The following is a 23,760-nucleotide window of genomic DNA, read 5'->3' as shown; positions in this document are numbered from 1 at the left end:
ACGGATCGGGACCACGCACCGACCCACTCGCGACGGCGCGGACGCCACCCCGAGAACGTATGCCGTCACGGTCGTTTCACGGGCTGGGCCGGCGCGCGCGGCCCGCGGGGTGGGCGGCCCTGTCACGGTGTAGCGTCGCGTCCGTGCACTTCGTCATCATGGGATGCGGCCGCGTCGGGTCGACCCTCGCCCGCACCCTGGGCCGAGGCGGCCACGACGTCGCGATCATCGACGCCGACGCGTCGGCGTTCCGCCGTCTGGGCACCTCCTTCGAGGGCCAGACGGTCACGGGCATCGGCTTCGACCGAGACACCCTCGTCGCGGCCGGCATCCGGGAGGCCTACGCGTTCGCAGCCGTCAGCAGCGGCGACAACTCCAACATCCTCGCGGCCCGGGTGGCCCGCGAGACGTTCGGGGTCGAGCACGTGGCCGCGCGCATCTACGACCCGCAGCGCGCCATGGTCTACCAGCGGCTCGGCATCCCGACGGTCGCGACCGTGCGCTGGACGTCCGACCAGATGATCCAGCGCCTGCTGCCCCAGGGCGCCGTGCCCGAGCTGACCGACCCGAGCGGCAAGATCGTCATCGCCGAGGTGCCCCTGAACGAGGCCTGGGTCGGCCGCCACCTCACCGAGGTCGAGGAGCAGACCGGCTCGCGCGTCGCCTACGTCACCCGTCTCGGGGAGGGCACCCTCCCCCGGCCCGACATGGTCGTCCAGCAGGGCGACCTCGTGCACCTCACCGTCCCTCGCGACGACCTCGCTCGTGTCGAGCGGCTCTGCGACCAGGCTCCGGCCCCCCACTGACCGGCACAGGAGAAGAAGCCCCCATGCGCGTCGTCATCGCCGGAGCCGGAAGCGTCGGCCGTTCCATCGCCCGTGAGCTGCTCGGCAACGGGCACCAGGTGCTGCTCATCGACAAGGACGCCGACGACGTCCAGGCCTCACGGGTGCCCGAGGCGTCGTGGCTGCTCGCCGACGCCTGCGAGCTGGCAGCCCTCGAGGAGGCCCGGCTCGAGGAGTCCGACGTGTGCGTCGCCGCCACCGGCGACGACAAGGCCAACCTCGTGCTCTCCCTGCTGGCCAAGACCGAGTTCGGCGTGCCCCGCACCGTGGCCCGCGTCAACAACCCCAAGAACGAGTGGATGTTCGACGAGTCGTGGGGCGTCGACGTGGCCGTGTCGACCCCACGCCTCATGACGGCGCTCATCGAGGAGGCCGTCAGCATCGGCGACCTCGTGCGCATCTTCGAGTTCCAGCAGGGTCGGGCCTCCATGGTCGAGATCACCCTCCCCGAGGGCAGCCCCTTCGCCGGTCGCCGCGTCGGCGACGTGGACTGGCCCACCGACACGGTGCTCGTCGCGATCATCCGCGAGGAGCGGCCCCTCGCGCCGACGCCCGACGATGCCATCGAGGCTGGCGACGAGCTGCTCTTCATCACCACGACCGAGCAGGAGGACCGCCTCCAGGACCTCGTGTCCCCCGGCGAACGGCACCACGCCACCAGCGAGGGCTGAGTCCCCGGACCGTCCAGGACTGTCCGGTCCCGCGCGCGCCGTCAGGCCACGCGGTTGGGGTCGATCGGGGTGCGACCACGGAGCAGGATGGCCCCCATCGCCGTGATGGCGACGAGGTAGGCCGGCCAGCCCAGGACGACCTTGGCCACGCCCAGCGCGGCCACCTGCTCGGCCAGGTAGAGCGGGACCATGATCGCGAGGCGCACGACGTTGAGGGCGATGAGCACCCACGCCAGCCTGGCCGCGACGGTGACGATTCCGGAGTGACGCCGCCACCACGTGGGATTCTCGGCAAAGGCCTCGGGCTCGGCGACCCCGACCACGAAGCCGAAGAGCGGCCACCGCGTCAGGTTCGTCAGGAGCAGGAGCACGAGCAGCCCCGCGTTCTGCAGCATGCCGGGCAGGAAGGCGTCCTCGGCCTTGCCGGACCGCAGCGCGAAGAAGGCCGAGATGGCCACTCCCGCAGCGGCATACGCGATGAAGCGGGGGTCCTGGCGCTGCACGAGGCGCACGACGAGCAGGACGGCGACACACGCCCCGGCGACGACGAGGGCCGTGCGGAGGTTCTCGGTGCGAGCCCACACGAGGGCGAAGGCCAGGGTCGGGACGGCTGACTCGACGGCGCCGCGCCAGCCCCCGAGGGCCTCGGACAGCTTGTCGCGCAGCAGCTCCTCGACCGTGTCGTAGCGACGCAGGTCGGCCTCGGAGCGGACGACCCCGTCGCCCTCCCCCACGCCCGGCACCGTCGCTTCCCCGTCGGCCTCAGCCATGCGACTGCCCTGCCCTGCCGATGATCTCGTAGGCGGGGTTGAACATCGTCATGACCTTTCGGCGGTTGGTGATGCGGCCCGTGGCCTGGATCTTGATGCCGGGGACGATGCCGGCGATGCGACGCCGGCCGAGCCACACCAGGTGCAGCGACTCGGTGCCGTCCCACACCTCGACGTCGAGCGCCGGGGTCTCCTCACGGGGGCGCAGCGTCACCGAGCGCACCTCACCGCACACGGTGACCCTGGTGCGCTGGGGAGCCTCCCCGATGTGCACGACGCCGGCGAGGTCAGAGGACTCGCGCCGCAGCTCCGCGGCCTCGATCTCGTGGGCCGAGCGCGTCAGGCGCTCGGTGAGCCGCCGCAGGGCACCGGGCTGGCCCGAGGTCACGGGCGCGCCTCGCCTCGACGTGCTGCTCGATGCGCGGCCGGGTGCGACGCCGGACACGGGCCGGACATCAGCGAACCTCGGTGATCTCTGGACCGCGCTCGAACGGGCTGAGGTCCGGGCCACCCGCAGCGCCGGGGGCGTCGCCCTCGGCATCGGCCTGGGCGGCGCCGTCGGCGTCGGGCAGGCGGAGCGGCAGCAGCTCGCGCGGCGGCATGGCCTCCTCACCGCGGTCGATGACCGTGGTCCGGATGACCTCGTGCACGGCCTCCGCCGCAGCGGGCTCGATGGCGGCGCGCCCCGAGACGACGGCGCGGAGGAACCAGCGGGGACCGTCGACGCCGACGAACCGGGCCGGCATGAAGACGGTGCGGCCCTCGGGGTCGGCCTGCGGCATCCGTGTCAGCAGCTCCTCGCCGAACTCGCCCGTGAGCACCTCGGCGGTGCCGCCGGCGTCGACGATGCTTGCCGCGATCTCGTTGCGGATGTCGATCCAGACGCCCTCGGTGCGCGGCGCGGCAAAGGCCTGCAGCTGCACGGCGGACTCGCCGATGACGGCGGTGACGCCCGTGATCTGCTGCTCCTGCTCGTTGACCTCCAGGCGCAGCTCCATCCCCTGCTGCCCGCGCAACCAGATGGCGCCGAGGTTGAGGTAGTCGCTGTCGTCGTCGACCTCGCTGCGGTCGAGCGGGCCCGTGGTGCCCTCGCCCCTGTCGGTCGCTCGGTCCGAGCCGTCCGTGTCACGGTGCGCTGCGTCCACGACGTCGTCCTGGCCGGCGGGGTCGAGACCGTCGTCCGTCAGGTCTGCGTCCACGGCAGCGGCGTCCGGGCGGTCCTTCGACTTGCCCCGGCTGAAGAGTCCCACGTCATTCCGTCCTTAGAGTCCTGCTGCCCGGGTGGGCACGATGCCCGCCCGTGGCCGGCGCGGCGCTGACGCAGCGCCCGGCGAACCGTATCCGATGATCACGCCTCGCTGGGCGTCTCCCCCGGTGTCGGCGAGGCGGCGCCCCCGGGACCGAAGCCACCGGTTGATCCGTGTCCAGTGTCCCCCCGACCGGTCTCGTCGAGCGAATCGACCTCGACGAACCGCACGCGTTCGACGCGCTGGACGACGAGCTGGGCGATCCGGTCACCCCGACGGACCGTGAACGGCTCGCGCGGGTCGAGGTTGACGAGGTTGACGAGGATCTCGCCGCGGTAGCCCTCGTCGACGGTTCCGGGCGCGTTGACGATCGAGATCCCGTGCCGGGCGGCGAGCCCGGACCTCGGGTGGACGAACCCTGCATGACCCGCCGGCAGTGCCAGCGCGACACCGGTCGGGACGAGCACCCGCTCGCCCGGCTCGAGGGTCACCTCGACCCGTGCGCAGAGGTCGGCCCCGGCGTCGCCGGGGTGGGCGTAGACGGGCAGCGGCAGGTCCGGGTCGAGCAGCCGCACCGGGACAGCACAAGGGTCGGTCACGAGGACCGACCCTACTTGCTCCGGGCAGTGCCGCTGCCCGGTCGGAGACGCGCTCAGGCGGCGCACTCCGTGCAGATCATCATGCCGTTGCTCTCCTTGGCGAGCTGGCTGCGGTGGTGGACGAGGAAGCAGCGTCCGCAGGTGAACTCGTCGGCCTGCTTGGGCAGCACGCGAACCGACAGCTCCTCGCCGGAGAGGTCGGCACCGGGCAGCTCGAAGCCCTCGGCCTGCTCGGTCTCGTCGACGTCCACGCTGGACGAGGTCTTGTCGACCCGCCGGGACTTCAGCTCCTCGATGGAGTCTTCGTTCAGGTCGTCGTCCGTCTTGCGTGGCGCGTCGTAATCAGTTGCCATCTCGTTGTCTCACTTCTACTCGTGCTGCGCCTTGCGGTCTGTGACGCGGAGAACGCTCAGTGGCCCGTGCTTGTTCCCGTGGAAGCCGTACCGTCAACGGCGTTGTTAACAGCGACGAAACATCTCCGCGTGCGCGTATGGTGCCTGATCCCCACGGCGTTGTCACGTTGCCCGAACCAAGGCCTGAGACACGGGCGGGACGGACCCCCCATGCCTGCCGTTTCCGGACCAAGAGTTCACCTTTCCTTTGCCATCCACCGACCGTCCCGGGTGCACATTGGGGGTCCTACGGCGCGGTAGGGTCTCCGGACTCGACCGATCAACGACCCAGGCCCGGAGGTGGCACCCATGACCGAGTTCGTCGACCAGATCAGGCAACGTGTCAACGACGCGCTGGGCGACCTCGCCGACGCGCGGCAGGCAGGCGATGACTTCCGGGTGCAGGTGCACACCGGGGAGCTGGAGTCCTTCGCCCGTCTCGCCGCCGAGAACGGCGTCCGTGTCCCGGAGCTCGAGCCGTTCCAGGCGGCCTGAGCAGCGACGTCCAGCACCACCCCCCGACGCGGGCGCATGCCGTCCGCGTCCTCCAGACGGAGAGACGCCCCACCCGGCCCGGCCGGGTGGGGCGTTGCTCATGTCCGGTTGCCGGGGTGTCCTCGGACCGGGGTCAGCCCCGGGCGGCGTCCGGAGGGGCGGCGGGGCCGACGAAGAGGGTGCGCACCTGGTCGACGAGGGCCGGTCCGGCCGCGACGGTGAGGGCCTTGCCGGGTGCGCTGTGCGCGCCCTCCCCCACTCCGACGACGACACCGCCCGCCTCCTCGACGACGAGCCAGCCGGCCGCGAGGTCCCAGGCGTTGAGGCCCGTCTCGGCGTATGCGTCGACCGAGCCCTGGGCCACCCGCACGAGGTCGAGCGCCGCGCTGCCGATGCGCCGGATGTCCCGGACCTGGGGCAGCACCCTGAGCAGGACCTCGGCCTGGCGGGCGCGCACCTGCGGGTCGTAGCCGAAGCCGGTCGCCAGCAACGTCCGGGCGAGGCGGTCCTCGCCCGAGACGGACAAGCGTGCCGGGTCGGCCCGGTCGGCCGGGTTCTCCGGGCTGGTCCACGCACCGGTGCCGCGTCCCGCGTGGTGCACGAGGCGCAGGCAGGGGTCGGCGACCGCGCCCGCAACGGGACGCCAACCGCCCTGCGACTGCGCGTCGCCGACGACGACAGCCACGGACACGGCATACGCGGGGACCTCGTAGAGGTAGTTGACGGTGCCGTCGATCGGGTCGACGACCCACGTGAGACCGGACGTGCCGAGGACGTCGGCGCCCTCCTCACCGAGGATGCCGTCGTCGGGACGAGCCTGCTGGATGAGCCGGTGCAGCAGCTCCTCCGAGCGCTGGTCCATCACGGTCACGACGTCGGTCTCGCTCGACTTCGTGGCAGCGACCCCCATGCGGTCAGGTCGCTCGTCGCGGATGAAGCGGGCCGCCTCCGTGGCGAACCGGACGCAGAGGCTCTCGAGCTCCTCGACGCTGATGCCATCCGGCAGCTGTGGGAGCTCGGGCTGTGCTGGTGCGGGGGTCATCGGTGCTCCTCAGTCCCTGCCGCACAGGGCGGGGCGCGCTTGGCGCAGGTTGGGGCAGCACCCGGGTGCGCACATGGACGGCATCCGGCCCTCGAACTGCGGCACGTCCTCCCCGCGCGCCTCGGCCGCGCGCTCGAGCAGCGCGTCGACCAGGTCGCTCACGAAGACGGCGTCCGTGCCGACCGTCGGGACGCGCACGTGGGTCAGGCCCAGCTCGTCCGCCGTCTCCTGTGCCTCCGTGTCGAGGTCGTAGACGACCTCCATGTGGTCGCTGACGAAGCCGATGGGTGCCGTCACGACGGTGCGGGTGCCGCCGGCCGCGAGCTCGCGCATGCGGTCGTTGACGTCCGGCTCCAGCCAGGCCTGGCCGGGCGGGCCCGAGCGCGAGCAGAAGACGAGCTCGCCGGTGAGGTCTCGACCCAGGACCCGGTTGACCTCATCGGTCAGTCGGGACGCGAGCGCCAGGTGCTGGCGCTGGTAGAGGTTGCCCTCGCCGTCGCCCGGACCCGAGGTGTCATCCATGGCCTCGGGGATGGAGTGCGTGACGAAGAGCAGCGCGATCTCGGAGTCCGGTGCGCCGTCGAGGGCACGGAGGGAGCGCACGAGCTCGCCGGCGTTGGCGGCGGCGAAACCGGGCCTCGGGGCGTACTGGGCGACCTTGTCGATCTGCACCTCGACGCCCTCGTCCGCCACGGCTGCAGCGGCGTCGGCGAGGTTCTCGCGGTACTGCCGGCACGACGAGTAGCACGAGTAGGCGCTCGTCGTCAGGGCCACCACGCGGCGGTGGCCGGCTGCGTGGCTCTCGCGGAGGGCGTCGTCGATGAACGGCGCACTGTTGCGGTTGCCCCAGATGATCGGCGTGTCGATGCCGCGCGTGTCGAGCTCGGCCCGCAGGGCGGCGATGAGCGCGCGGTTCTGGTCGTTGATCGGGCTGCGACCACCGAAGTGGTGGTAGTGCTCGCCGACGGCCTGGAGCCGCTCGTCCGGGATGCCGCGGCCGGCCGTGACCCGACGGAGGAAGGGCATCACCTCATCGGGTGCCTCCGGTCCGCCGAAGCCCAGCAGCAGCACGGCGTCGTACGGCTCGAGCGGGGGGCGTTCGGCCCCGGTCTGGGTCGGCTCGGGTGTCGGTGCTGCGTCTGGTGTCATGTCTCCGCCATCGGTCGTGAGCAGGGTCAGGGGTTCGTCCGTCGTTCGAGGCGCGCGCTAGGTGGGATTGGAGCGCAGCGGGGTCGGCGCGTTGAGGTGGAGACGCACGGCCAGCATGCGCAGGGCGAAGACGACTCCTGCGGCGGTCCACAGCACCCAGTCCTGCAGCGACCCGAGCTGCGCGGCCACGACGACCACCACCGACCCCAGCATCGCGGGGACGGCATACAGCTCGCGGCGCAGCACCTCGGGCACCTGGCCGGCGAGCACGTCACGCACGACGCCGCCGCCGACTGCGGTGATGACACCGACGAGGACGGCAGCCACGGGCGACACCCCGGGAGTCGTCACGGCCTTCAGGCTGCCGGCGACGGCGAAGGCACCGAGTCCGGCGGCGTCGAGGACGCGGACGAACCGGGTGATGCGTTCGACGCCGGGATGGAAGAGGAAGGTCACGAGACCGCCCAGTGCCGCAGCCGTCAGCAGACGCCAGTCGCTGATGCCGACCGGCGGGATGTCGCCGATGAGCAGGTCGCGCACGATGCCGCCACCGAGTGCCGCGGCGCACGCGAGCACGAGGACCCCGAAGAGGTCGAAGCGCTTCTTGACGGCGACCAGCCCTCCGGAGAGCGCGAAGACGAACACGCCGACGAGGTCGAGGGCGAGCTGCGCGGAGGCGAAGGAGGTGGGCATGCCAGAGCAAACGGTACCCGTGCGGCGTGGGCGCTTTGGCGCGCACCCGGCCCGGTGGCATGCTCGTCTGCACGACGCACCGGCAAGCACGTCACGCAAGCACCGGCCCGTCGGCGCAGATCAGGCACGACCACGCAGACTCGGCACCGGGAGACCCACCCATGCAGCACCTCAGGCTCGTCGGCGTCCACGAGGACGGAATGCACCTGCTGCTGGCCGACGACGAGGGCAACCGCTTCTCGGTGCCGCTCGACGAGGCGCTCCGTGCCGCGGTGCGGCGAGACCGTCCGCGGCTCGGTCAGCTGCAGATCGAGGTGTCGGGCGGCCTGCGGCCCAAGGACGTCCAGGCGATGGTCCGGGCCGGCATGACGGCCGAGGAGGTCGCCGAACGGGCGGGCTGGACGGTCGAGAAGGTCCACCGCTACGAAGGCCCCATCCTCGCCGAGCGCGAGCACGTGGCCGGTCTCGCCCGCCAGGTCCGGCTGCGTCCCCGTGGCGGGTCCCACGGGGGCGCCCCCACGCTCGATGCCCGGGTCACCGAGCGCCTGCGCACGCGCGAGATCGACGCCGGCAGCGCACGCTGGGACTCACGGCGCACCGACAAGGGCGCCTGGACCGTCCTGCTTTTCTTCAACGCCGGCGGCCGCGAGCGCGAGGCCGCCTGGCTCTTCGACCCCCTCGCCCGCACCGTCTCCGCGGTCGACGACGAGGCCCGCTGGCTCAGCGAGGACGAGGACCAGCAGGCACCGGGTCCCATCCCCGCTCCGCACCTCGCGGCGTCGACCCGACCGAGCCGCGTCTACGACGTCGAGGCCGAAGGCGGGGTGGACGCGTCGGCGACCCGGCGCCGGGAGGGCGAGACGGTCGACCTCATGGCGGCCATGCGCGAGCGCAGCTCACAGCGCGGTCGACGCCGTCGCCCGCGGTCGACCGAGGTGCCCGGGCTCGACGAGGTGCCGGAGGAGGCCCTGCCCCTCGAGGAGCTGGCCGGCGACCCCCGCGACGAGCTGCCGCCACCGGCCCACACCCACCCAGAGGACGACCCCGAGGTCATCAAGTCCGGCACCGTCGAGCAGCGGGTCGGGGCCGAGGCCGCCCGGCGCCAGGCGCGGCGCACCGAACCGACCCAGCCGGTACGCCAGACACCCGAAGAGCGCACCCGGGCACAGCAGCCCTCCCGACCCGAGCCCGCAGCCCGCGCCGCGGACATCGAGACCCTGGCCCGACCGGCGACAGCTGTCGCGGACGACGACGCGGACATCGCGAACGACGTCGCTGGTGACGACGAGGACGAGGTCACCCCCGTCCACGACGAGGCGCTCCGCGGGCCGTCCGAGAACGAGGCCGCAGACCACGAGACGGATGCAGAGGACCACGGACCTGCCCTGTCGGAGCAGCCGTTCGAGGAGGACCGCCCATTGCGTCCGGCGGCGCGCCGACGCGCGGAGGCACGACCGGTGTCCCGCATCTCCGCAGAGCGCCCACCGGGGACGGTGGCGGCGACGGGGTCCGGGTCGTTCGAGGAGGACGGCGACGGCGAGGACGTCGTGGAGCAGCGCGTCCGGGCGCCGCAGGCCAAGCCGGGGCCCCGGCCTGCCCAGCCCGCCCGCAAGTCCGGTAGGCCCAGCGTGCCGAGCTGGGACGACATCATGTTCGGCCGCAAGAACGAGTGACCGACCACCGCGGTCCTGCCGCCTCGGCGAGCCGGCGGCGACGAGGACGGCGGGAAAGAGAACGGCGCGGGCTGAGAAGAAGTCAGTCCGCCTGCGTGATCGGCAGCGGAGGCAGGGGACACACGTCGAGGTCGAACGGCAGCACCTCGGGCGAGACCGCCGCGGCCTTCGCGGCGTGCGACGTCATGCGGCGCATGTAGTGCCGGCGGCAGAGCACCTCGTACTCGACGATGCCCGCCGTGCCCGGCTTCGTGTCTCCGACGACGACCTGCTCGCCCTCGACGATCATGACGCCGTCCATGACGCGCGCGTTCGTCGTCGCCCGCCGCCCGCACCAGCACAGGGCCTCGACCTGGAGCACCTGCACCCGGTCGGCTAGCTCGATGAGGCGCTTGCTGCCCGGGAAGAGCTCGGTGCGGAAGTCCGCCGTGATGCCGAACGCGAAGACGTCGACGTCCATCTCGTCGACGATGCGGGCCAGCTGCTCCACCTGGTCACCGGTGTAGAACTGGGCCTCGTCGCAGATGAGGTAGTCGATGCGGGTGCCCGCCGTGGCCCGGCTGACGATGGCCTCCCAGAAGTCGAGGTCGTCGCCGACCTCGAGCGCGCCCGTCGACAGACCGAGCCGCGAGCTGAGGACGTTGCTGCCGGCCCGGTCCATCTTGGTGAAGATCAGCCCGACCCGTCCGCGCGCGCCGTGGTTGTGGTCCATCTGCAGGGCAAGGGTCGACTTGCCGCAGTCCATGGTCCCGGAGAAGAAGACGAGCTCAGCCACGAGGCTCCACCCTAGGCGCCGCGGCGCGGAGGCACCACGACCACGGGCACGGCGAGTTCCGCGTCGCTCGTCGACCCGTGGAGGCCGAGGAGTGCGACCACCTCGCGGCGCATGAGTCCGGAGTGAACGACGGCGAACGACCCGTCCATGACGACGAGGAGGTCGCCGATGCGGCCCTCGACGGCGGGCCGCACCGGCCCGAACCAGCCCTCGGCGACCGCTCGTTCGCGGCTCATCATGCGTGCTCGGTCGCCGAGCCGTGCCGTCCACGCCGCCTCCACGTCGGAGGCCGCGCCGGGCTCGGCGTAGAGCTGCAGGTTGCGCGGCTCCCCGCCCAGGTGGCGCACCCCGGCCATGAGGTCGGGCTCGTTCACGAGGTCGATGCGATCGTGGAAGGGCACGTCGACCATGCCGTGGTCGGCCGTGACGAGGATCGACGTGTCGTCGGGCACCCGGGCCGCGAGCTGTCGCAGCGCGGCGTCGACGGACTCGACCTCGTCGCCCCACTGCCACGACTGACAGCCGTGCACGTGACCGACCTTGTCGACCTCGCCCCAGTACAGGTAGACGAGCGAGCGCGGGGTCGCACGCACCGCGGCGACCGCGGCGTCGACGCGCTCTTCGAGGGAGCGGGCAGCCCGGAACCCGCCGCCCCGCAGAGCGGCAGTGGTGAGGCCGGAGCCGTCGAAGTAGTGCGGCCCGACCATGGTGACGGTGACGCCGGCGTTCTCAGCGGCCTCGAAGACGGTCGCGTGCGGCTGCCAGGCCCGCGGGTCGGGTCCGTCCTCCCACGAGAGCTCGTTGAGCAGGCGGTCGGTCGCCGGGTCGAGCACCTGCATGCCGACGAGCCCGTGCGATCCCGGCGGCAGGCCCGTGCCGAAGGTGCCCATCGAGGTCGCGGTCGTCGTGGGGAAGCCGCACGGCACCCGGTGCGCGGTCCCGAGGAGGCTGCGCAGGAAGGGCGCGTGGCCGCTGCGCTGGCGCAGCAGGTCGTGGCCGAGGCCGTCGACGAGCACGACCACCGTGCGCGGCACCGCAGGCAGGTCGAAGACGTCGCGGCCGGCATACCGCTGCACCCCGAGTCGGTCGGCCACCGACGGGAGGACCGAGGCGAGCGTGCCGGCGGACCAGTCGGTCGGGACGGAGGAGTGAGAAGTCAGGTCGGGAGCCACGGCCGTCGGGTCAGCGGGCCGTGCCGCCGCCGATGTTCGCCGAGAGCACCCTGGCGAAGTGCATGGCGCGGCCCACGGCGTCCTCGCCGTCGGCGGCCGAGCTGATCCGCAGGGAGATGTCGTCGGACGCGATGGTGCCCTCGAACCCGTGGTCCGAGGTGCAGTCGGGGTCGCCGCACTGGGCCGGGATCATGTCGAGGCGGCTCACGGCGCCCCAGCCGAGCGTCAGCGTCAGGTCCCGGCCGTGCGTGCCGGGGGTGAAGGTGTCGGGCTGCGCCACCACGTGGGTCAGCATGACGCCACGGACGGCCGCCAGCGGGACCGTCTCGGTGGTGGCCGTGGCCATGAGCTTGTCCTCGGACTCGGCGTGGTCGTCGGCGTGCGCGATGACGAGGCGCAGCGGCGTGACGACGAGGACGGTCACGTGGCGACGCACGGTCTCGTGGTCGAAGGTCGTCTCCTGGTGCACGAGGTGCGAGACGACCTCGTCGTCGGCGATCGCCGACTCGACCACGTCGCAGACGAGGGACGGGTAGTAGCCGGCCCGCGTGATCGCCTCGGTGAGGTCTTCGGGAAGGGCTCGGCCGGTGCCCGGGATGGCGCGTCGCATGACCCCATCCTTGCACTGGTGCGCCGGGCCACCCATCCGGCCGCCCACAGACTGCCGCCGGACCCGGCCGCCGAGGCCGCCGGACGACCCCTCCGGGCGACGGCTCCGGGCAGCCACGCGGCGGGTCAGGTCATGCGGCGCCGGCCGGGGTCCTTGCGCACGAGCGCCGGCCGCACGACGACCTCCGCGCCGAGCACGTCCACCCCTCCGGTCCAGGCGTTGACGGGGTTGAGCTCGACCGACGACAGCTCCGGGTGGTCGTCGGCCAGGACCGACAGGCGGGCGATGAGGTCGGCGAGGGCTGCCCTGTGCACCGGCGCCGCTCCCCGGTGCCCGCTCAGCAGGGGCGCCGCCTTCACGCCGTCGATGAGGTCGGTGACGTCCACGTCGGTGAGCGGCGGGATGCGGTGGGCGACGTCGCCGAGCAGCTCGGTGGGCGGTCCGGCGACGGAGAAGCTGACGACCGGGCCGAACAGGGGGTCCTCGCTCGCGCGGATGACGCAGGAGACGCCGGGCACCGCCATCCGCTGCACCACGAAGCGGTCCGCGCCCAACGGGCCGAGGCGCTGCGTGAGCGAGCTGTGGGCATCGCGGACGGCCTCGGCGTCCACGAGGTCGCCGCGGACACCGACGAGTCCGGGCTGGTGGCGCACGACCGGCGACGTCGACTTGAGGATGACGGGGAACGTCAGCTCCGTGGCCGCAGCGACCGCCGCGTCGACGCCCGAGACCTCCACCGCGGGCCACACGCGAATCCCGTAGGCGCTGAGCAGCTCGCGGGCCTCCTCACGCGTCAGCGCCCGCCCCTCGGGACTGGCCGCGAGGTGTCCCTCGATGAGTGACTCCGCACGGAGGCGGTCGATGCCCACCGGCGCGACCTGGGTGCCACGGTCACGTTGGCGCCACAAGGCATACCGCGTGACGGCGTTGAGGGCGCGGATGCCGTCCTCGGGCATCGAGTAGGCCGGCACCGAGCGACGGACGCCACCCTGCTCGTAGGAAAGCCCGTCGCCGACTCCGCGCATGCCGAGGAACGTTGCCACGCAAGGCTTCTCGTAGTCCGCGACGATGTTGCGCACTGCCTCGTGCACGTCCTCGTCCGGGGTGACCAGGGGCGGGATGAAGGCCGCGACGACGCTGTCGACCTCGGGGTCGGCGAAGGCTGCGTCCAACGCCGCCGCGAACTCCTCGGCGGACGCCTGCGGCTGCAGGGACACCGGCCCGTGGGTGACCTTGAGGCCCCAGCTGAGGCACGCGCTCGCGCTGAGCGCGCCGAGGGCGTCCGAGTTGCCGACGATGGCGACCCGGTCGCCCTTGGGCAGCGGCTGGTGCAGCGTCAGCTGGGCGACGTCGAAGAGCTGGTGGACGTTCTCGACCCGGATGACGCCGGCCTGGCGCAGCAGCGCGCGGAAGGCCTGCGGCGGCACGTTGGTGACGCGCGTGCGGTGTCCCGGCGGCGCGGCGAAGCTCGAGACGCCGGAGCTCACGACGACGACCGGCTTCACGGCTGCGAGCGCCCGGGCGATGCGCGAGAACTTGCGCGGGTTGCCCATCGACTCGAGGTAGAGGCCGACGGTGTCGGTCTCCTGGTCGTCGATCCAGTACTGCATGAGGTCGTTGCCCGAGACGTCGACCCGGTTGCCCGCGGAGGCGAAGACGGAGATGCCGAGTCCGCGCCGCGCCGCGGACGCGAGCACGGCGACGCCTAGGGCACCGCTCTGGGCGAAGAGCCCGAGGCGACCGGACTCGGGGATGACCGAGGCGAGCGTCGCGTTGAGCCGCACGGTCGGGTCGTTGTTGATGAGACCGAAGCTGTTGGGCCCGACGATGCGCATGCCGGCGCGGCGCACGCGACGGCGCAGCTTCTCCTGCAGGCGGACGCCCTCCTCACCGGCTTCGGCGAAACCCGCCGACAGGACGAGCAGGGCCTTGACGCCGGCCTTGCCGCAGTCCTTGACGACGTCGATGGCCTGCGCTGCCGGGACCACGACGATGGCCAGGTCGACGGGCTCGGGCACGTCGTGGATGGTCGGGTAGGCCCTGAGGCCCTGGATGCTGTCCGCCACCCGGTGGATCGGGTAGAGCTCGCCCTGGTAGCCGGCCGCGAGGATGTTGCGCATCACGAGCGCGCCGATGGACTCCTCGCGGCGGCTCGCGCCGATGATGGCGACCCGCTCGGGGAAGAGGATCGTGTGCATGCTCCGCGCCTCGGCGCGGTGCTCACGCGAGAGCTGCACGGCCTTGCTCTGCTCGGTCGGCGAGATGTCGAACGACACCTCGACGACGCCGTCCTCGATGTGGTGGGTGACCTCGTAGCCGGCCTCCTTGAAGACCGTGAGCATCTTGCGGTTCTGCGGGAGCACCTCGGCGACGAACCGGTTGATCCCCATCTCCTGGGCGATCGCTGCCAGGTGCTCCAGCATGACCGAACCGATGCCCTTGCCCTGGAAGTGGTCCGAGATGTTGAAGGCGACCTCGGCCGACGTCGGGTCGATGCGGTCGTAGCGTCCGATGCCGATGATCTCGCTGTCGAGCGTGGCGACGAGGGCGACCCGGTCGTGGTGGTCGACGTGCGTGAAGCGGTGGATGTCGCGGTCGCTCAGCTCGCGCAGCGGCGCGAAGAACCGCAGGTAGATCGACTCCGCGGACTGCAGGCTGTGGAAGTGACGGACGCCCTCGGCGTCGTCGGGCGTGATGGGCCGGACGTGCGCGACCGTGCCGTCGCGCAGCACGACGTCGGCCTCCCACTCGACCGGGGCGCCGGTGGACTGCGCCGAGACCCGCTCCATCGCACCGGTGTCGTCGCTGAGCTCGCCACCCTCCATGGGGTCATCGTGTCACGCCCGGCTTCGTGACCCCGGGAGATGGGAGTCTGGTCGCATGGAGTTCACCGAGGTCGTCCGCTCGCGACGCATGGTCCGCCGCTACGACCCCGACCGACCGGTCCCCCGCGAGCTCGTCGAGCGCTGCCTCGCCAACGCCGTCCGCTCCCCCAGCGCCGGCTTCAGCCAGGGCTGGGACTTCCTCGTCCTGCGCACGACCGGGGAGCGCGACGCCTTCTGGGCGGCCACGACGCAGCCGGGCGCCCCGAGCGATCCGTGGCTCGACGGCATACGGGCTGCCCCGGTGCTCGTGCTGTGCCTCTCCCACAAGGACGCCTACCTCGACCGGTACGCCGCGCCCGACAAGGGCTGGACCGACCGGGACGAGGCGCGCTGGCCCGTCCCCTACTGGGACGTCGACACCGGCATGGCCTCGCTGCTCATCCTGCTGACCGCCACCGACGAAGGCCTCGGGAGCCTCTTCTTCGGCGTGCCTCCCGAGCGTCACGAGGCCGTCCACGAGTCGTTCGCCATCCCGGCGTCGCGCACGATCGTCGGGGTCGTGTCGATCGGGTATGCCGTGTCGGGACCGAAGAGCCCCAGCCTGCGCCGCCACCGGCGCAGCGGTCACGAAGTGGCCCACTGGGGCCGTTTCGGCGTGGCAGGTGAAGACGCGTCATGACCCTGCGCGAAGATGGGGCGTTGACCCGCTAGCGGCAAGGAGCACCACCCGGCATGGCCCGTGGAAAGACCCCCCCGCCTCCACCGGAGGACTTCGAGGAGAAGATCGTCGGCATCGACGTCGAGGAGGAGATGCAGAACGCCTTCCTCGAGTACTCCTACAGCGTCATCTACAGCCGGGCCCTGCCCGACGCGCGTGACGGGCTCAAGCCCGTCCAGCGGCGCATCCTCTACGGCGCCAACGAGCTCGGCCTGCGGCCCGACCGTGGCCACGTCAAGAGCCAGCGCGTCGTCGGCGAGGTGATGGGCAAGTACCACCCGCACGGCGACCAGGCGATCTACGACGCCCTCGTGCGCATGGCCCAGCCCTTCACGCTGCGCCTGCCCCTCGTCGACGGGCACGGCAACTTCGGCTCGCTCGACGACGGCCCGGCCGCCGCCAGGTACACCGAGGCGCGCATGGCCAACGCCGCGCTGCTCATGGTCGCAGGGCTCGACGAGGACACGGTCGACTTCGTCCCCAACTACGACGACACGCAGCTGCAGCCGGGCGTGCTGCCCGCGGCTTACCCCAACCTGCTCGTCAACGGCGCCGCCGGCATCGCGGTCGGCATGGCGACCAACATGCCCCCACACAACCTCGTGGAGGTCATCGGCGCCGCGCGGCACCTCATCGCCAACCCGACGTGCTCGCTCGAGGACCTCATGAAGTTCGTCCCGGGGCCCGACCTGCCCTGTGGCGGCAAGATCGTCGGGCTCGAGGGCATCCGCGACGCCTACCTCACCGGCCGCGGCAGCTTCCGCACCCGGGCCACGGCGCGCATCGAGTCGATCACCCCTCGGCGCAAGGGCATCATCGTCACCGAGCTGCCCTACCTCGTCGGGCCCGAGAAGGTCATCGACAAGGTCAAGGACCTCGTCCAGGGCAAGAAGCTGCAGGGCATCGCCGACCTCAAGGACCTGTCGGACCGCGCCCACGGCCTGCGTCTCGTCATCGAGATCAAGAACGGCTTCAACCCCGATGCCGTGCTCGAGCAGCTCTACAAGCTGACGCCGATGGAGGAGAACTTCGGCATCAACAACGTGGCGCTCGTCGAGGGCCAGCCCCGGACCATGGGCCTCAAGCAGCTGCTCAAGGTCTACGTCGACTTCCGCACCGACGTCGTCCGGCGTCGCACCGCCCACCGGCTCGCCAAGCGCGAGGAGCGACTGCACCTCGTCGAGGGTCTGCTCATCGCCATCGTCGACATCGACGAGGTCATCCAGGTCATCCGCACCTCCGACGACGCCGGCACGGCGCGGGCGCGCCTCATGGACGTCTTCGACCTCTCGGAGGCCCAGGCGACCTACATCCTCGACCTGCAGCTGCGCCGACTGACGAAGTTCTCCCGCATCGAGCTCGAGACCGAGAAGACCGAGCTCGAGCGCGCCATCGAGGAGCTCCGGGCCCTGCTCGAGAACGAGAAGCTGCTCCTCAAGCTCGTGTCGACCGAGCTCGCCGACGTCGCCAAGGCACACGGGACGCCGCGACGCACCGTGCTCCTCGAGAGCTCCGGCGCCAGCGCGACGGCCACGGCCTCCTCGCCGCTCGAGATCGCCGACGACCCGTGCTGGGTGCTGCTGAGCTCGACCGGACTGCTCGCGCGCACCGGGACCGCCGACCCCGTCACGGCCGAGGGCTCGCGCTCCAAGCACGACGTCGTCATCGGTGCGGTGCGCACGACCGCTCGTGGCGAGTTCGGCCTCGTCACGAGCGCCGGCCGGATGGTGCGGCTCTCGGCGCTCGACCTGCCGACGCTGCCCCCGACGAACGGTGCGCCCAGCCTCTCGGGGGGCGCGCCACTCGCCGCCTACGTCGACCTCGGCAAGGGTGAGGAGCCGGTGACCATCGTGCCGATCGGCGCGGACGCACCCGTCTTCGCCATGGGTACGGCCGCCGGCGTCGTCAAGCGTGTGACCTCCGAGGCACCGAAGGCCAACGACTGGGACGTGATCAGCCTCAAGGACGGGGACCGCGTGGTGGGTGCCGCGGTCGCCGACCGCGAGGACCTCGACCTCGTCTTCGTGACCTCGGACGCCCAGCTGCTGCGCTTCTCCGCGAAGTCCGTTCGGCCGCAAGGCCGCTCGGCCGGCGGCATGGCCGGCATCAAGCTCGCGCCGGGTGCGCGGGCGGTGTTCTTCGGAGTCGCCGACCCCACGCGTGACGGTGTCGTCGTCACGTCCTCCGGCTCGTCCGGTGCCCTGCCGGGCACCGAGGGCGGCTCCCTCAAGGTGACGCCGTATGCCGAGTACCCCGCCAAGGGTCGCGCCACCGGAGGCGTTCGCTGCCACCGCTTCCTCCGGGGTGAGGACACTCTCGTGCTGGCGTTCGCCGGCAACGAGCCCGCGCGGGCGGCGGCCGCGAACGGCGTCGCCATCGAGCTGCCACCCGCGGACGGCCGACGTGACGGCTCGGGCGCCCCGACGACCACGGTCATCGCCCACGTCGCCGGTCCCCCGTCCGACTGGGCGCCGTCAGCGCACGCCGCGCTGACGGGGTCCGACGACGGTGCCGGACCCGGTGACGACAGCCCCGAGGGCGGCAGCGCATGAGCCGGTCCGGAAGCGCGAGGGCCGCTCGACGTGCTGCGGCCGCGGCCGGCGCGGCGGCCTCGGCGACGGTGGCGTCGGTGGCGTCGGCCGTCGACTCCCTGACGGGCGCGGCCACCGGCGCTGACGGTGGCGCGGACGGCGGCGCGCCGGGCACCGAGCGGACCCGGGACCGCGAACCGGCGCAGGCGACCGAGACCACCTCGGCGCCCGGGTCCACCGAGCCCACCGGTTCCACCGGGCCCGCTGAGCCCACCGAGCCCACCGAGCCCACCGAGCCGCTGGAGCACGCCGAGCCGCTGGAGCACGCCGAGCCGCTGGAGCACGCCGAGCATCCCGCGACGACGGGCTACGGCACGCCGGCCACCGATGCGTGCTCGGTCCAGTGGGACCGTGACGGCACGAGCGCCTACGGCACGGCCGCGACCGCACGTTTCTTCGTCATCGTCGAGCAGCCCGGACCGTGGGGGCGCGACGCAGCCCGCGAGTCGCACCTGGACCGTGAGCTCGGGGCCGAGCTCGACGCTCGCACGAGCCGTGCCGGGGGTCGTTTCATGCTCGTCCGACGTCCGGGAGGGCACCCGGCGCACGACGGTCCCCGACACGTGCTCGTCGCCCACGCCGGCGCGCGACCGGACGACGCCTGGCTGTTGACCGCCGATGTCGACGACGTCGGTGACCTCCTCGGTCTCGACTGGGCCGCACTCGCGCGCGGCAGCCGAGCCCTCGTGCAGGCCTCTCTCCTCGGGTCGGTGCCGGGCGCACCGGCGCTGCTCGTGTGCACCAACGGTCGTCGTGACGTGTGCTGCGCCGTTCGCGGACGGCCGCTCGCCGCGCACGCGGCTCGTGTCGCCCCCGGCCAAGCCTGGGAGGTGTCGCACACGGGGGGACACCGGTTCGCCCCGACGGCGGTGCTCCTCCCCTGGGGCCAGACGTTCGCCCGCCTCGACGACCGCGCGTCCGAGTGGGTGCTCGCGGCCAGCGAGACCGGGCACCTGCCCGCCGAGCTCCTCGGTCCGCTCCACGACCGGGGGCGGTCCGGCGTGCCGGCAGCTTCCCAGTGCGCCGAGTCGCACGTCCGGAGCGAGATCGGTGAGACGCGCATCGCGTCGCTGTGGGCCGATCTCCCGGAGGAGGCCGACGACGGCTGGCAGGTCATCGTCACGCACGAGGACGGACGTCGCTGGCGGGTCCACGTCACGCGGGAGCCGGTCGGGCACACCCGGCCGGAGTCGTGCGGCAAGAAGGCCATCGAGGTGCTGGAGCACCGCGCCTCGATCCTCGAGGCGTGGTTCTAGCCCGGCCGTCGTAGGCGCGAGCCGGTCACCAGGGCTTCGGAACGGTCTGCGAGCTGCCACCCGGCACCGAGTCGTCGCTGCCCTGCTGCTGTTGCTGCTGGTTGCGCTCGATGGTGTTCTGCCGCTGCTGCTCCTTGAGGTAGTCCTGCTCCTCCTGGCTGGGGGTGTTGCCGGGGTCCGGCTTCGGATCCGCGGGCTGGCTCGGAGCGGTCTGCGGCTGGTCCGGCTGCGGCTGGTCCTGGGGTGGTGCGTCCGCGTTCTTCTGCTCCATCCGCTGCTGCGCCTGCTGGAGCTGTTCGCCGGTCTGGCCGCCGTCGGGCGCCTCGCACAGCGGGGGGCGCTCCTTGGTGATCGTGATGCCCTTGTCGTAGTACTGCCTCCACTCGTCGGTGCGCTCGCGAGCCTTGGCTGCGTCCCCGAGGGCCTCGTAGGTCAGGCCCAGGTTGACCCGCACCTTGCAGTCGTCGATGCCACCCTTGGGAACCTGGTAGAAGGCCTGCTCGAACCATGGGCGGGCCAGCTCGTAGTGCCCCGACAGGACGTGGGCGTCCCCGATCGCGAAGGGCGACCGGAACTGCTCGACGACGTTGACCCATCCCTGTCGCTCGCCCCAGAGAAGGGTCTGAGGCTTGTCACCGGCCTCGTAGGCATCGAGCGTGTGGGCGTGCACGAGGTTGAGCGAGACGAGGCGTGCCGCCACGAGGACGAGCAGGACGACCACGGGAGCGGAGGCGAGCAGCAGACGCCGGCGCCGGCGGCGCAGGTGGGCCGGCAGGGGTCGTCGGTCGCGTCTGCCCGGACGGAGTCGGTCGCGAAGGCGACGGCGAGGGTCCTCCGGCGAGGTGGCGTCCGGGCCCACCGGCCTGTCATCCAGCAGCGTCATGCGCGGGTGTCCCTCCGACGACGGGTCTGGACGAGGGCGGTGACCCCGGCGCCCAGCTCCCAGGCGGCGATGCCGGCCACCCCGATGAGCAGGGGCCAGTACAGCTCGCGACGGGCCATGACCTTCTGCTTCTCGATCTGCTCGCTCGTCCCGAAGCGCTCGAGGTCGATGCCGTCCACCGCGGGTCCGATCGCGTCTCCGGCCTCGCGGTGGACGTAGGTCACGCCGAGCTGGTCACCGATGGTGCGCAGCGTGCTCTCGCTGACGACCGATCGGGCGTCCTCACCGGTGGCGGGGTCCTTGATGTAGTCGCTGCTCGTGTCGAAGCGTGACCGGGTCGCCTTCATCCGGCCCCCCTCGGTCGTGCCGTAGCCGAGCACCGCCCCGCCGTTGATGAGCCGCTTGTCGATGTCGAACGGCGCGGGTGGGTCGGGAGCCGTCTGCTCCCCGTCCCCGAAGTAGAAGACGACGCGCCCACGCTCGGGTGTGCGCTTGTCCGCCTGCTGGAGCAGGGTCTTGAGCCGTTCGTCGGCCTCGCTCACCGACGTGCCGCGCGAGACCTCGTAGGACTCCGGCATCAGCGTCTCGACCGCGGCGTCGAGCGCCGTCGTGTCGGTGGTCAACGGCAGGCGCACGCGCGCCGCCTGGTCGAACGTCACGACGGAGTAGCGCGCCCCGGGCAGGGCGGCCGCGATCGCCGAGATGTCGGACGCGACACCCTCGACCCGCGGGCGCCCGTCCCCGTAGTCCTCCGCGATGATGCTGCTCGTCGTGTCGACGACGAAGTACACGTTGAGGTTGGCGGCCGTCGTGTCGACCTGCTCCCCCGGCACTGCGGGACGGAACGTGGCGGCCCCGAGGAGCAGCACGGCGCCGGTGAGCCGCCAGTGCGTGGCTCGCGACTCCCCGGGCAGCGAGCGCGACGAGGGATTCCACCACACGGCCGCCAGCGCGGCGACGACGAGGACGAGCAGGACGGGCCACGGCGCGAGGGGAAGCAGGCTCACGACGCCCACCGCCTCGTGGCGCCGATGACCCCGACGAGGCCGATGCCGGCCATCGTGATCGGCAGGGTCGGGTTGTCGGAGTAGAGCGAGCGCGACGCGGCGTCGATGAGCGTGGCCTCCTGGGCCTCGACCGAGTCCACGATGCCCTTGATGGCCGACTGGTCACTCATGGCGAAGTACTGTCCGCCGGTGCCGGAGACGATGTCCCGCATCTGCGTCGCCTCCTCGTCGGCGCCGTCCTCCTCGGGGTTGAGCCCGTAGACCCGGACGCCCTTGGCCTTGGCGAGGCCACCAGCCTCCTCGACGTCGATGATGGGTCGGCCGGCGAGGTGGTTGTCCGTCGCGAAGACGACCGAGCGCGCCCGCTGCAGGTCGACCTTGTCGAAGCTCGAGACGCAGGTGGCGAGCCCGTCGCCGATGAGCGAGGTCCCGCGACCGTTGAAGGTGCCTGCGAAGAACGAGTCGTATGCCGGGTCGCCGGTGAGGGCGCGTCCCGCCGAGTCGAGCTCGTCGTTGATGAAGTCGTAGTCGTCGGTCAGGGGGAAGACCGTCGCCGCCGAGCTGTTGAAGATGACCAGGCCGATGCGCTCGCCCTCGAAGCTCTTGACGAGCGTCTTGAACGTCGACATGAGCGTCGCGTCATAGGCCGCCATCGAGCCGGAGATGTCGAGGCACAGCATGATGTCGCGGCTGCGCGTCTGCGGCCTGTCGACCGTCGTGTCGAGCGGTCGAGCCGCACCCACCAGCGCCGCCCCGCCCAGGAGCAGGGCGCTCGATGCGAGCACGGCCATGCGAATCCGGTGGCGGCGCAGCGCGCGGCGGAACTCAGGCAGCTCGGTCAGCGCGCTCGAGTTGGCGACGGCTGCCGACGCGCGGGCCTGCCGCCGCGACATGAGGCGGTACACGGCATACGCCAGCACGACTCCCAGCAGGGCGCCGAGGCCGAGGACGCCCGGCCACTTGAGGTCGAGTCCGCTCAGCTCCATCGCGCCACCACCTGCTTGGCGACAGTGCCGGCACCGTCGAGCGTCGCCGTCTCACGCGGACCGAACTCGCCCGGGTAGAGGGTACCGACGACCTCGGAGACCGGCGTGAGCCGGGAGCCCTTGGCGTTGAGCTCGGTCAGCGTCATGGTGGGCGCGTCGATCCCCGAGACCTCCTGGACGAAGTGGCGCACGAGGACGCTCAGCTGCTGGTGCGCCCGGCGCTGGCTGATCTCGCCCGCTGCAGCGCGGCGCAGGACCAGGTCGATCTGGTGCGTGTAGTCGGCTCGCAGGCGCGCCAGCCGGTCGGGCGCGACGCGCGGCGGGACCACGACCTTCCTCGCGCGCGTCGACCACCACACCCAGGCGTACCAGGCGGCCACGAGCGCGAGCACGCCGATGCCGACCCACAGCCAGCGGGCGGCATACGGGTCAGGGGCGTAGAAGCCCGGTGGCGGAGCGTCAGCGACGGGCACGGCGCTGCCTCTCGAGCAGGGCGAACACCGTGGCCACGACCTCGTCGGACGACCCGAGGCGGGCGTGGTTGATGCCACGGCGGTCGAGCAGCGCGGTGGTGCGCTCGACCCGGTCCCTGACCGACGCGGCATACGCCGTGCGCACGCGAGGGTCCAGCCGCACCAGGGTCGGCAGCGTGTAGGTGTCGGCGACGTCGTAGGCCGTGCGCCCACCGTCCATCGCGGTCGGGTCGGCGTCCTCGACGGTGATCCAGAGGATCTCGTGCTGCACGTGCAGACGGCGGAGCAGCTCGTCGAGGGTGGGGTCCAGCTCCTTGTCGTCGGCGACGACGAGGAGCACGAGGCGGCGGCGGACATGACGCACGATCCACCGCAGCTGCGTCGCGAGGTTGCTATGGTCGCCGTCGAGGACCGTGGCCGCGTCGACGGCGCGCAGCAGCAGCTCGAGGTGCGCCTCCGACCCACGCAGGTCGTGGGCGACGGTCGACCCGGCCGTGCCGCGCACCAGCCCGACGAGGTCGCCGTGGCGCTGCGCGAGGTAGCCGACCAGGCCCGCGGCTGCGATGGCCACCGACTTCTTCGCCTCGCCGCTGCGGGTCGTGGCCGCCATGCCCCGGCCGGTGTCGATGACGAGCATGAGGTTCTGCTTGCGCGTCGCGACGTAGCGCTTCACGAGCGGCGACTGGTGGCGCGCCGTCGCGCGCCAGTCGATGTCGCGCACCTCGTCGCCGGGCACGTAGTCGCGCAGGTCGTCGTAGTCGAGGCTGCGACCGTGGAAGACCGACGCGTACTCCCCCTCGAGCAGGCTGCGTGACTTGCGGCGCGCGTGGACGAAGAGCTTGCTCTTCACCCGCGTCAGCAGCGTCGTCGTCATGTCGCGTCCCTCGT

The 23,760-nt window shown here is 72.1% G+C and carries 24 protein-coding genes; 7 read left to right on the top strand and 17 right to left on the bottom strand.

Translation table 11 applies throughout. From position 1 onward, the window contains the following. The first annotated feature begins 143 nt into the window (after positions 1-143). Together ABD831_RS19455 and ABD831_RS19450 are read left to right on the top strand one after the other, a co-directional pair. On the top strand, positions 144-806 hold the full coding sequence (locus ABD831_RS19455; RefSeq protein ID WP_142177768.1) for an NAD-binding protein: 663 nt from the start codon (positions 144-146) through the stop codon (positions 804-806). A 23-nt stretch (positions 807-829) separates the two neighbouring features. Then, positions 830-1,516: an NAD-binding protein gene (locus tag ABD831_RS19450; RefSeq protein ID WP_142177767.1), complete on the top strand. Its 687-nt coding sequence runs from the start codon at positions 830-832 to the stop codon at positions 1,514-1,516. A 41-nt stretch (positions 1,517-1,557) separates the two neighbouring features. Here the strand turns inward: ABD831_RS19450 and ABD831_RS19445 are convergent, their stop codons facing one another. From ABD831_RS19445 to ABD831_RS19425, 5 genes are all read right to left on the bottom strand, one after another. Next, a complete protein-coding gene (locus ABD831_RS19445) occupies positions 1,558-2,286 on the bottom strand; it encodes a DUF3159 domain-containing protein (protein WP_344950692.1) in 729 nt (242 codons plus the stop codon). Beyond that, positions 2,279-2,674 (bottom strand): OB-fold nucleic acid binding domain-containing protein, encoded by a 396-nt coding sequence (locus ABD831_RS19440; protein ID WP_344950689.1) that lies wholly within the window; start codon positions 2,672-2,674, stop codon positions 2,279-2,281. Before ABD831_RS19440 ends, ABD831_RS19445 begins: the two co-directional genes overlap by 8 nt. 67 nt (positions 2,675-2,741) lie before the next feature. Continuing rightward, positions 2,742-3,536 carry a DUF3710 domain-containing protein gene (locus ABD831_RS19435; RefSeq protein WP_344950686.1) on the bottom strand — a complete coding sequence of 265 codons (795 nt, stop codon included), beginning with the start codon at positions 3,534-3,536 and terminating at the stop codon, positions 2,742-2,744. A gap of 98 nt (positions 3,537-3,634) precedes the next feature. Then, complete coding sequence (dut, locus tag ABD831_RS19430) at positions 3,635-4,132, bottom strand: dUTP diphosphatase (RefSeq protein WP_142177763.1); 498 nt, start codon at positions 4,130-4,132, stop codon at positions 3,635-3,637. A gap of 53 nt (positions 4,133-4,185) precedes the next feature. Then, positions 4,186-4,485, bottom strand: a complete 300-nt coding sequence (locus tag ABD831_RS19425; RefSeq protein WP_030146251.1) for a DUF4193 domain-containing protein — start codon at positions 4,483-4,485, stop codon at positions 4,186-4,188. A 348-nt stretch (positions 4,486-4,833) separates the two neighbouring features. Between ABD831_RS19425 and ABD831_RS19420 the strand changes: the two genes are divergently transcribed. Further along, positions 4,834-5,019: a hypothetical protein gene (locus ABD831_RS19420; RefSeq protein ID WP_142177762.1), complete on the top strand. Its 186-nt coding sequence runs from the start codon at positions 4,834-4,836 to the stop codon at positions 5,017-5,019. A 133-nt stretch (positions 5,020-5,152) separates the two neighbouring features. On the opposite strand, the gene ABD831_RS19415 is transcribed toward ABD831_RS19420, so the two are convergent. From ABD831_RS19415 to ABD831_RS19405, 3 genes are read right to left on the bottom strand one after another with little or no spacing between them, the layout of a single operon-like run. Next, the gene (locus ABD831_RS19415) at positions 5,153-6,061 is read right to left on the bottom strand and encodes an inositol monophosphatase family protein (protein ID WP_344950676.1); all 909 of its coding nucleotides are present in this window, start codon (positions 6,059-6,061) and stop codon (positions 5,153-5,155) included. 9 nt (positions 6,062-6,070) lie between these two features. Further along, positions 6,071-7,210: a ferrochelatase gene (locus ABD831_RS19410; protein ID WP_344950671.1), complete on the bottom strand. Its 1,140-nt coding sequence runs from the start codon at positions 7,208-7,210 to the stop codon at positions 6,071-6,073. Positions 7,211-7,267: 57 nt separating this feature from the next. Continuing rightward, the gene (locus ABD831_RS19405; protein ID WP_344950668.1) at positions 7,268-7,903 is read right to left on the bottom strand and encodes a trimeric intracellular cation channel family protein; all 636 of its coding nucleotides are present in this window, start codon (positions 7,901-7,903) and stop codon (positions 7,268-7,270) included. A gap of 161 nt (positions 7,904-8,064) precedes the next feature. Here ABD831_RS19405 and sepH point away from each other — a divergent pair, with 161 nt between their 5' ends. Continuing rightward, the gene (sepH, locus tag ABD831_RS19400; RefSeq protein WP_344950665.1) at positions 8,065-9,576 is read left to right on the top strand and encodes a septation protein SepH; all 1,512 of its coding nucleotides are present in this window, start codon (positions 8,065-8,067) and stop codon (positions 9,574-9,576) included. Positions 9,577-9,658: 82 nt separating this feature from the next. On the opposite strand, the gene ABD831_RS19395 is transcribed toward sepH, so the two are convergent. The 4 genes from ABD831_RS19395 to ABD831_RS19380 form a co-directional block, all read right to left on the bottom strand. Then, positions 9,659-10,351: a thymidine kinase gene (locus ABD831_RS19395; protein ID WP_142177757.1), complete on the bottom strand. Its 693-nt coding sequence runs from the start codon at positions 10,349-10,351 to the stop codon at positions 9,659-9,661. Between the two features lie 11 nt (positions 10,352-10,362). Continuing rightward, positions 10,363-11,523, bottom strand: a complete 1,161-nt coding sequence (locus tag ABD831_RS19390) for an alkaline phosphatase family protein (RefSeq protein WP_344950660.1) — start codon at positions 11,521-11,523, stop codon at positions 10,363-10,365. A 10-nt stretch (positions 11,524-11,533) separates the two neighbouring features. Continuing rightward, on the bottom strand, positions 11,534-12,133 hold the full coding sequence (locus tag ABD831_RS19385; RefSeq protein ID WP_142177755.1) for a DUF5998 family protein: 600 nt from the start codon (positions 12,131-12,133) through the stop codon (positions 11,534-11,536). Between the two features lie 125 nt (positions 12,134-12,258). Beyond that, complete coding sequence (locus tag ABD831_RS19380) at positions 12,259-14,958, bottom strand: bifunctional acetate--CoA ligase family protein/GNAT family N-acetyltransferase (RefSeq protein ID WP_344950657.1); 2,700 nt, start codon at positions 14,956-14,958, stop codon at positions 12,259-12,261. A gap of 55 nt (positions 14,959-15,013) precedes the next feature. On the opposite strand from ABD831_RS19380, the gene ABD831_RS19375 reads away from it, so the two are divergent. The 3 genes from ABD831_RS19375 to ABD831_RS19365 are packed head-to-tail and all read left to right on the top strand — an operon-like array spanning position 15,014 to position 19,523. Then, the gene (locus ABD831_RS19375; protein WP_344950654.1) at positions 15,014-15,637 is read left to right on the top strand and encodes a nitroreductase family protein; all 624 of its coding nucleotides are present in this window, start codon (positions 15,014-15,016) and stop codon (positions 15,635-15,637) included. 53 nt (positions 15,638-15,690) lie between these two features. Next, positions 15,691-18,228, top strand: coding sequence for a DNA gyrase/topoisomerase IV subunit A (locus tag ABD831_RS19370; RefSeq protein WP_344950651.1), 2,538 nt, complete (start codon positions 15,691-15,693; stop codon positions 18,226-18,228). Continuing rightward, the gene (locus tag ABD831_RS19365) at positions 18,225-19,523 is read left to right on the top strand and encodes a ferredoxin family protein (protein WP_344950648.1); all 1,299 of its coding nucleotides are present in this window, start codon (positions 18,225-18,227) and stop codon (positions 19,521-19,523) included. The genes ABD831_RS19370 and ABD831_RS19365 overlap by 4 nt, the downstream gene beginning before the upstream one ends. A gap of 25 nt (positions 19,524-19,548) precedes the next feature. On the opposite strand, the gene ABD831_RS19360 is transcribed toward ABD831_RS19365, so the two are convergent. Genes ABD831_RS19360 through ABD831_RS19340 form a run of 5 tightly spaced genes read right to left on the bottom strand, consistent with a single transcriptional unit; the run spans position 19,549 to position 23,746 of the window. Then, positions 19,549-20,406 carry a tetratricopeptide repeat protein gene (locus tag ABD831_RS19360; RefSeq protein WP_344950645.1) on the bottom strand — a complete coding sequence of 286 codons (858 nt, stop codon included), beginning with the start codon at positions 20,404-20,406 and terminating at the stop codon, positions 19,549-19,551. Next, positions 20,403-21,413, bottom strand: a complete 1,011-nt coding sequence (locus ABD831_RS19355; RefSeq protein WP_344950642.1) for a VWA domain-containing protein — start codon at positions 21,411-21,413, stop codon at positions 20,403-20,405. Before ABD831_RS19355 ends, ABD831_RS19360 begins: the two co-directional genes overlap by 4 nt. Further along, the gene (locus ABD831_RS19350; protein WP_344950638.1) at positions 21,410-22,399 is read right to left on the bottom strand and encodes a vWA domain-containing protein; all 990 of its coding nucleotides are present in this window, start codon (positions 22,397-22,399) and stop codon (positions 21,410-21,412) included. Before ABD831_RS19350 ends, ABD831_RS19355 begins: the two co-directional genes overlap by 4 nt. Further along, entirely contained in the window at positions 22,390-22,872 is a 483-nt protein-coding gene (locus tag ABD831_RS19345) for a hypothetical protein (RefSeq protein WP_344950636.1), read from the bottom strand. The genes ABD831_RS19350 and ABD831_RS19345 overlap by 10 nt, the downstream gene beginning before the upstream one ends. Beyond that, positions 22,859-23,746 carry a DUF58 domain-containing protein gene (locus ABD831_RS19340; protein ID WP_344950634.1) on the bottom strand — a complete coding sequence of 296 codons (888 nt, stop codon included), beginning with the start codon at positions 23,744-23,746 and terminating at the stop codon, positions 22,859-22,861. Before ABD831_RS19340 ends, ABD831_RS19345 begins: the two co-directional genes overlap by 14 nt. Positions 23,747-23,760: the final 14 nt, after the last annotated feature.

The sequence above is a fragment of the Terrabacter ginsenosidimutans genome (genome assembly GCF_039539425.1).
Classification (GTDB): Bacteria; Actinomycetota; Actinomycetes; order Actinomycetales; family Dermatophilaceae; genus Terrabacter; species Terrabacter ginsenosidimutans.
Note: the sequence above shows the minus strand (reverse complement) of the source record. Positions and strands in the feature narration are given on the sequence as shown.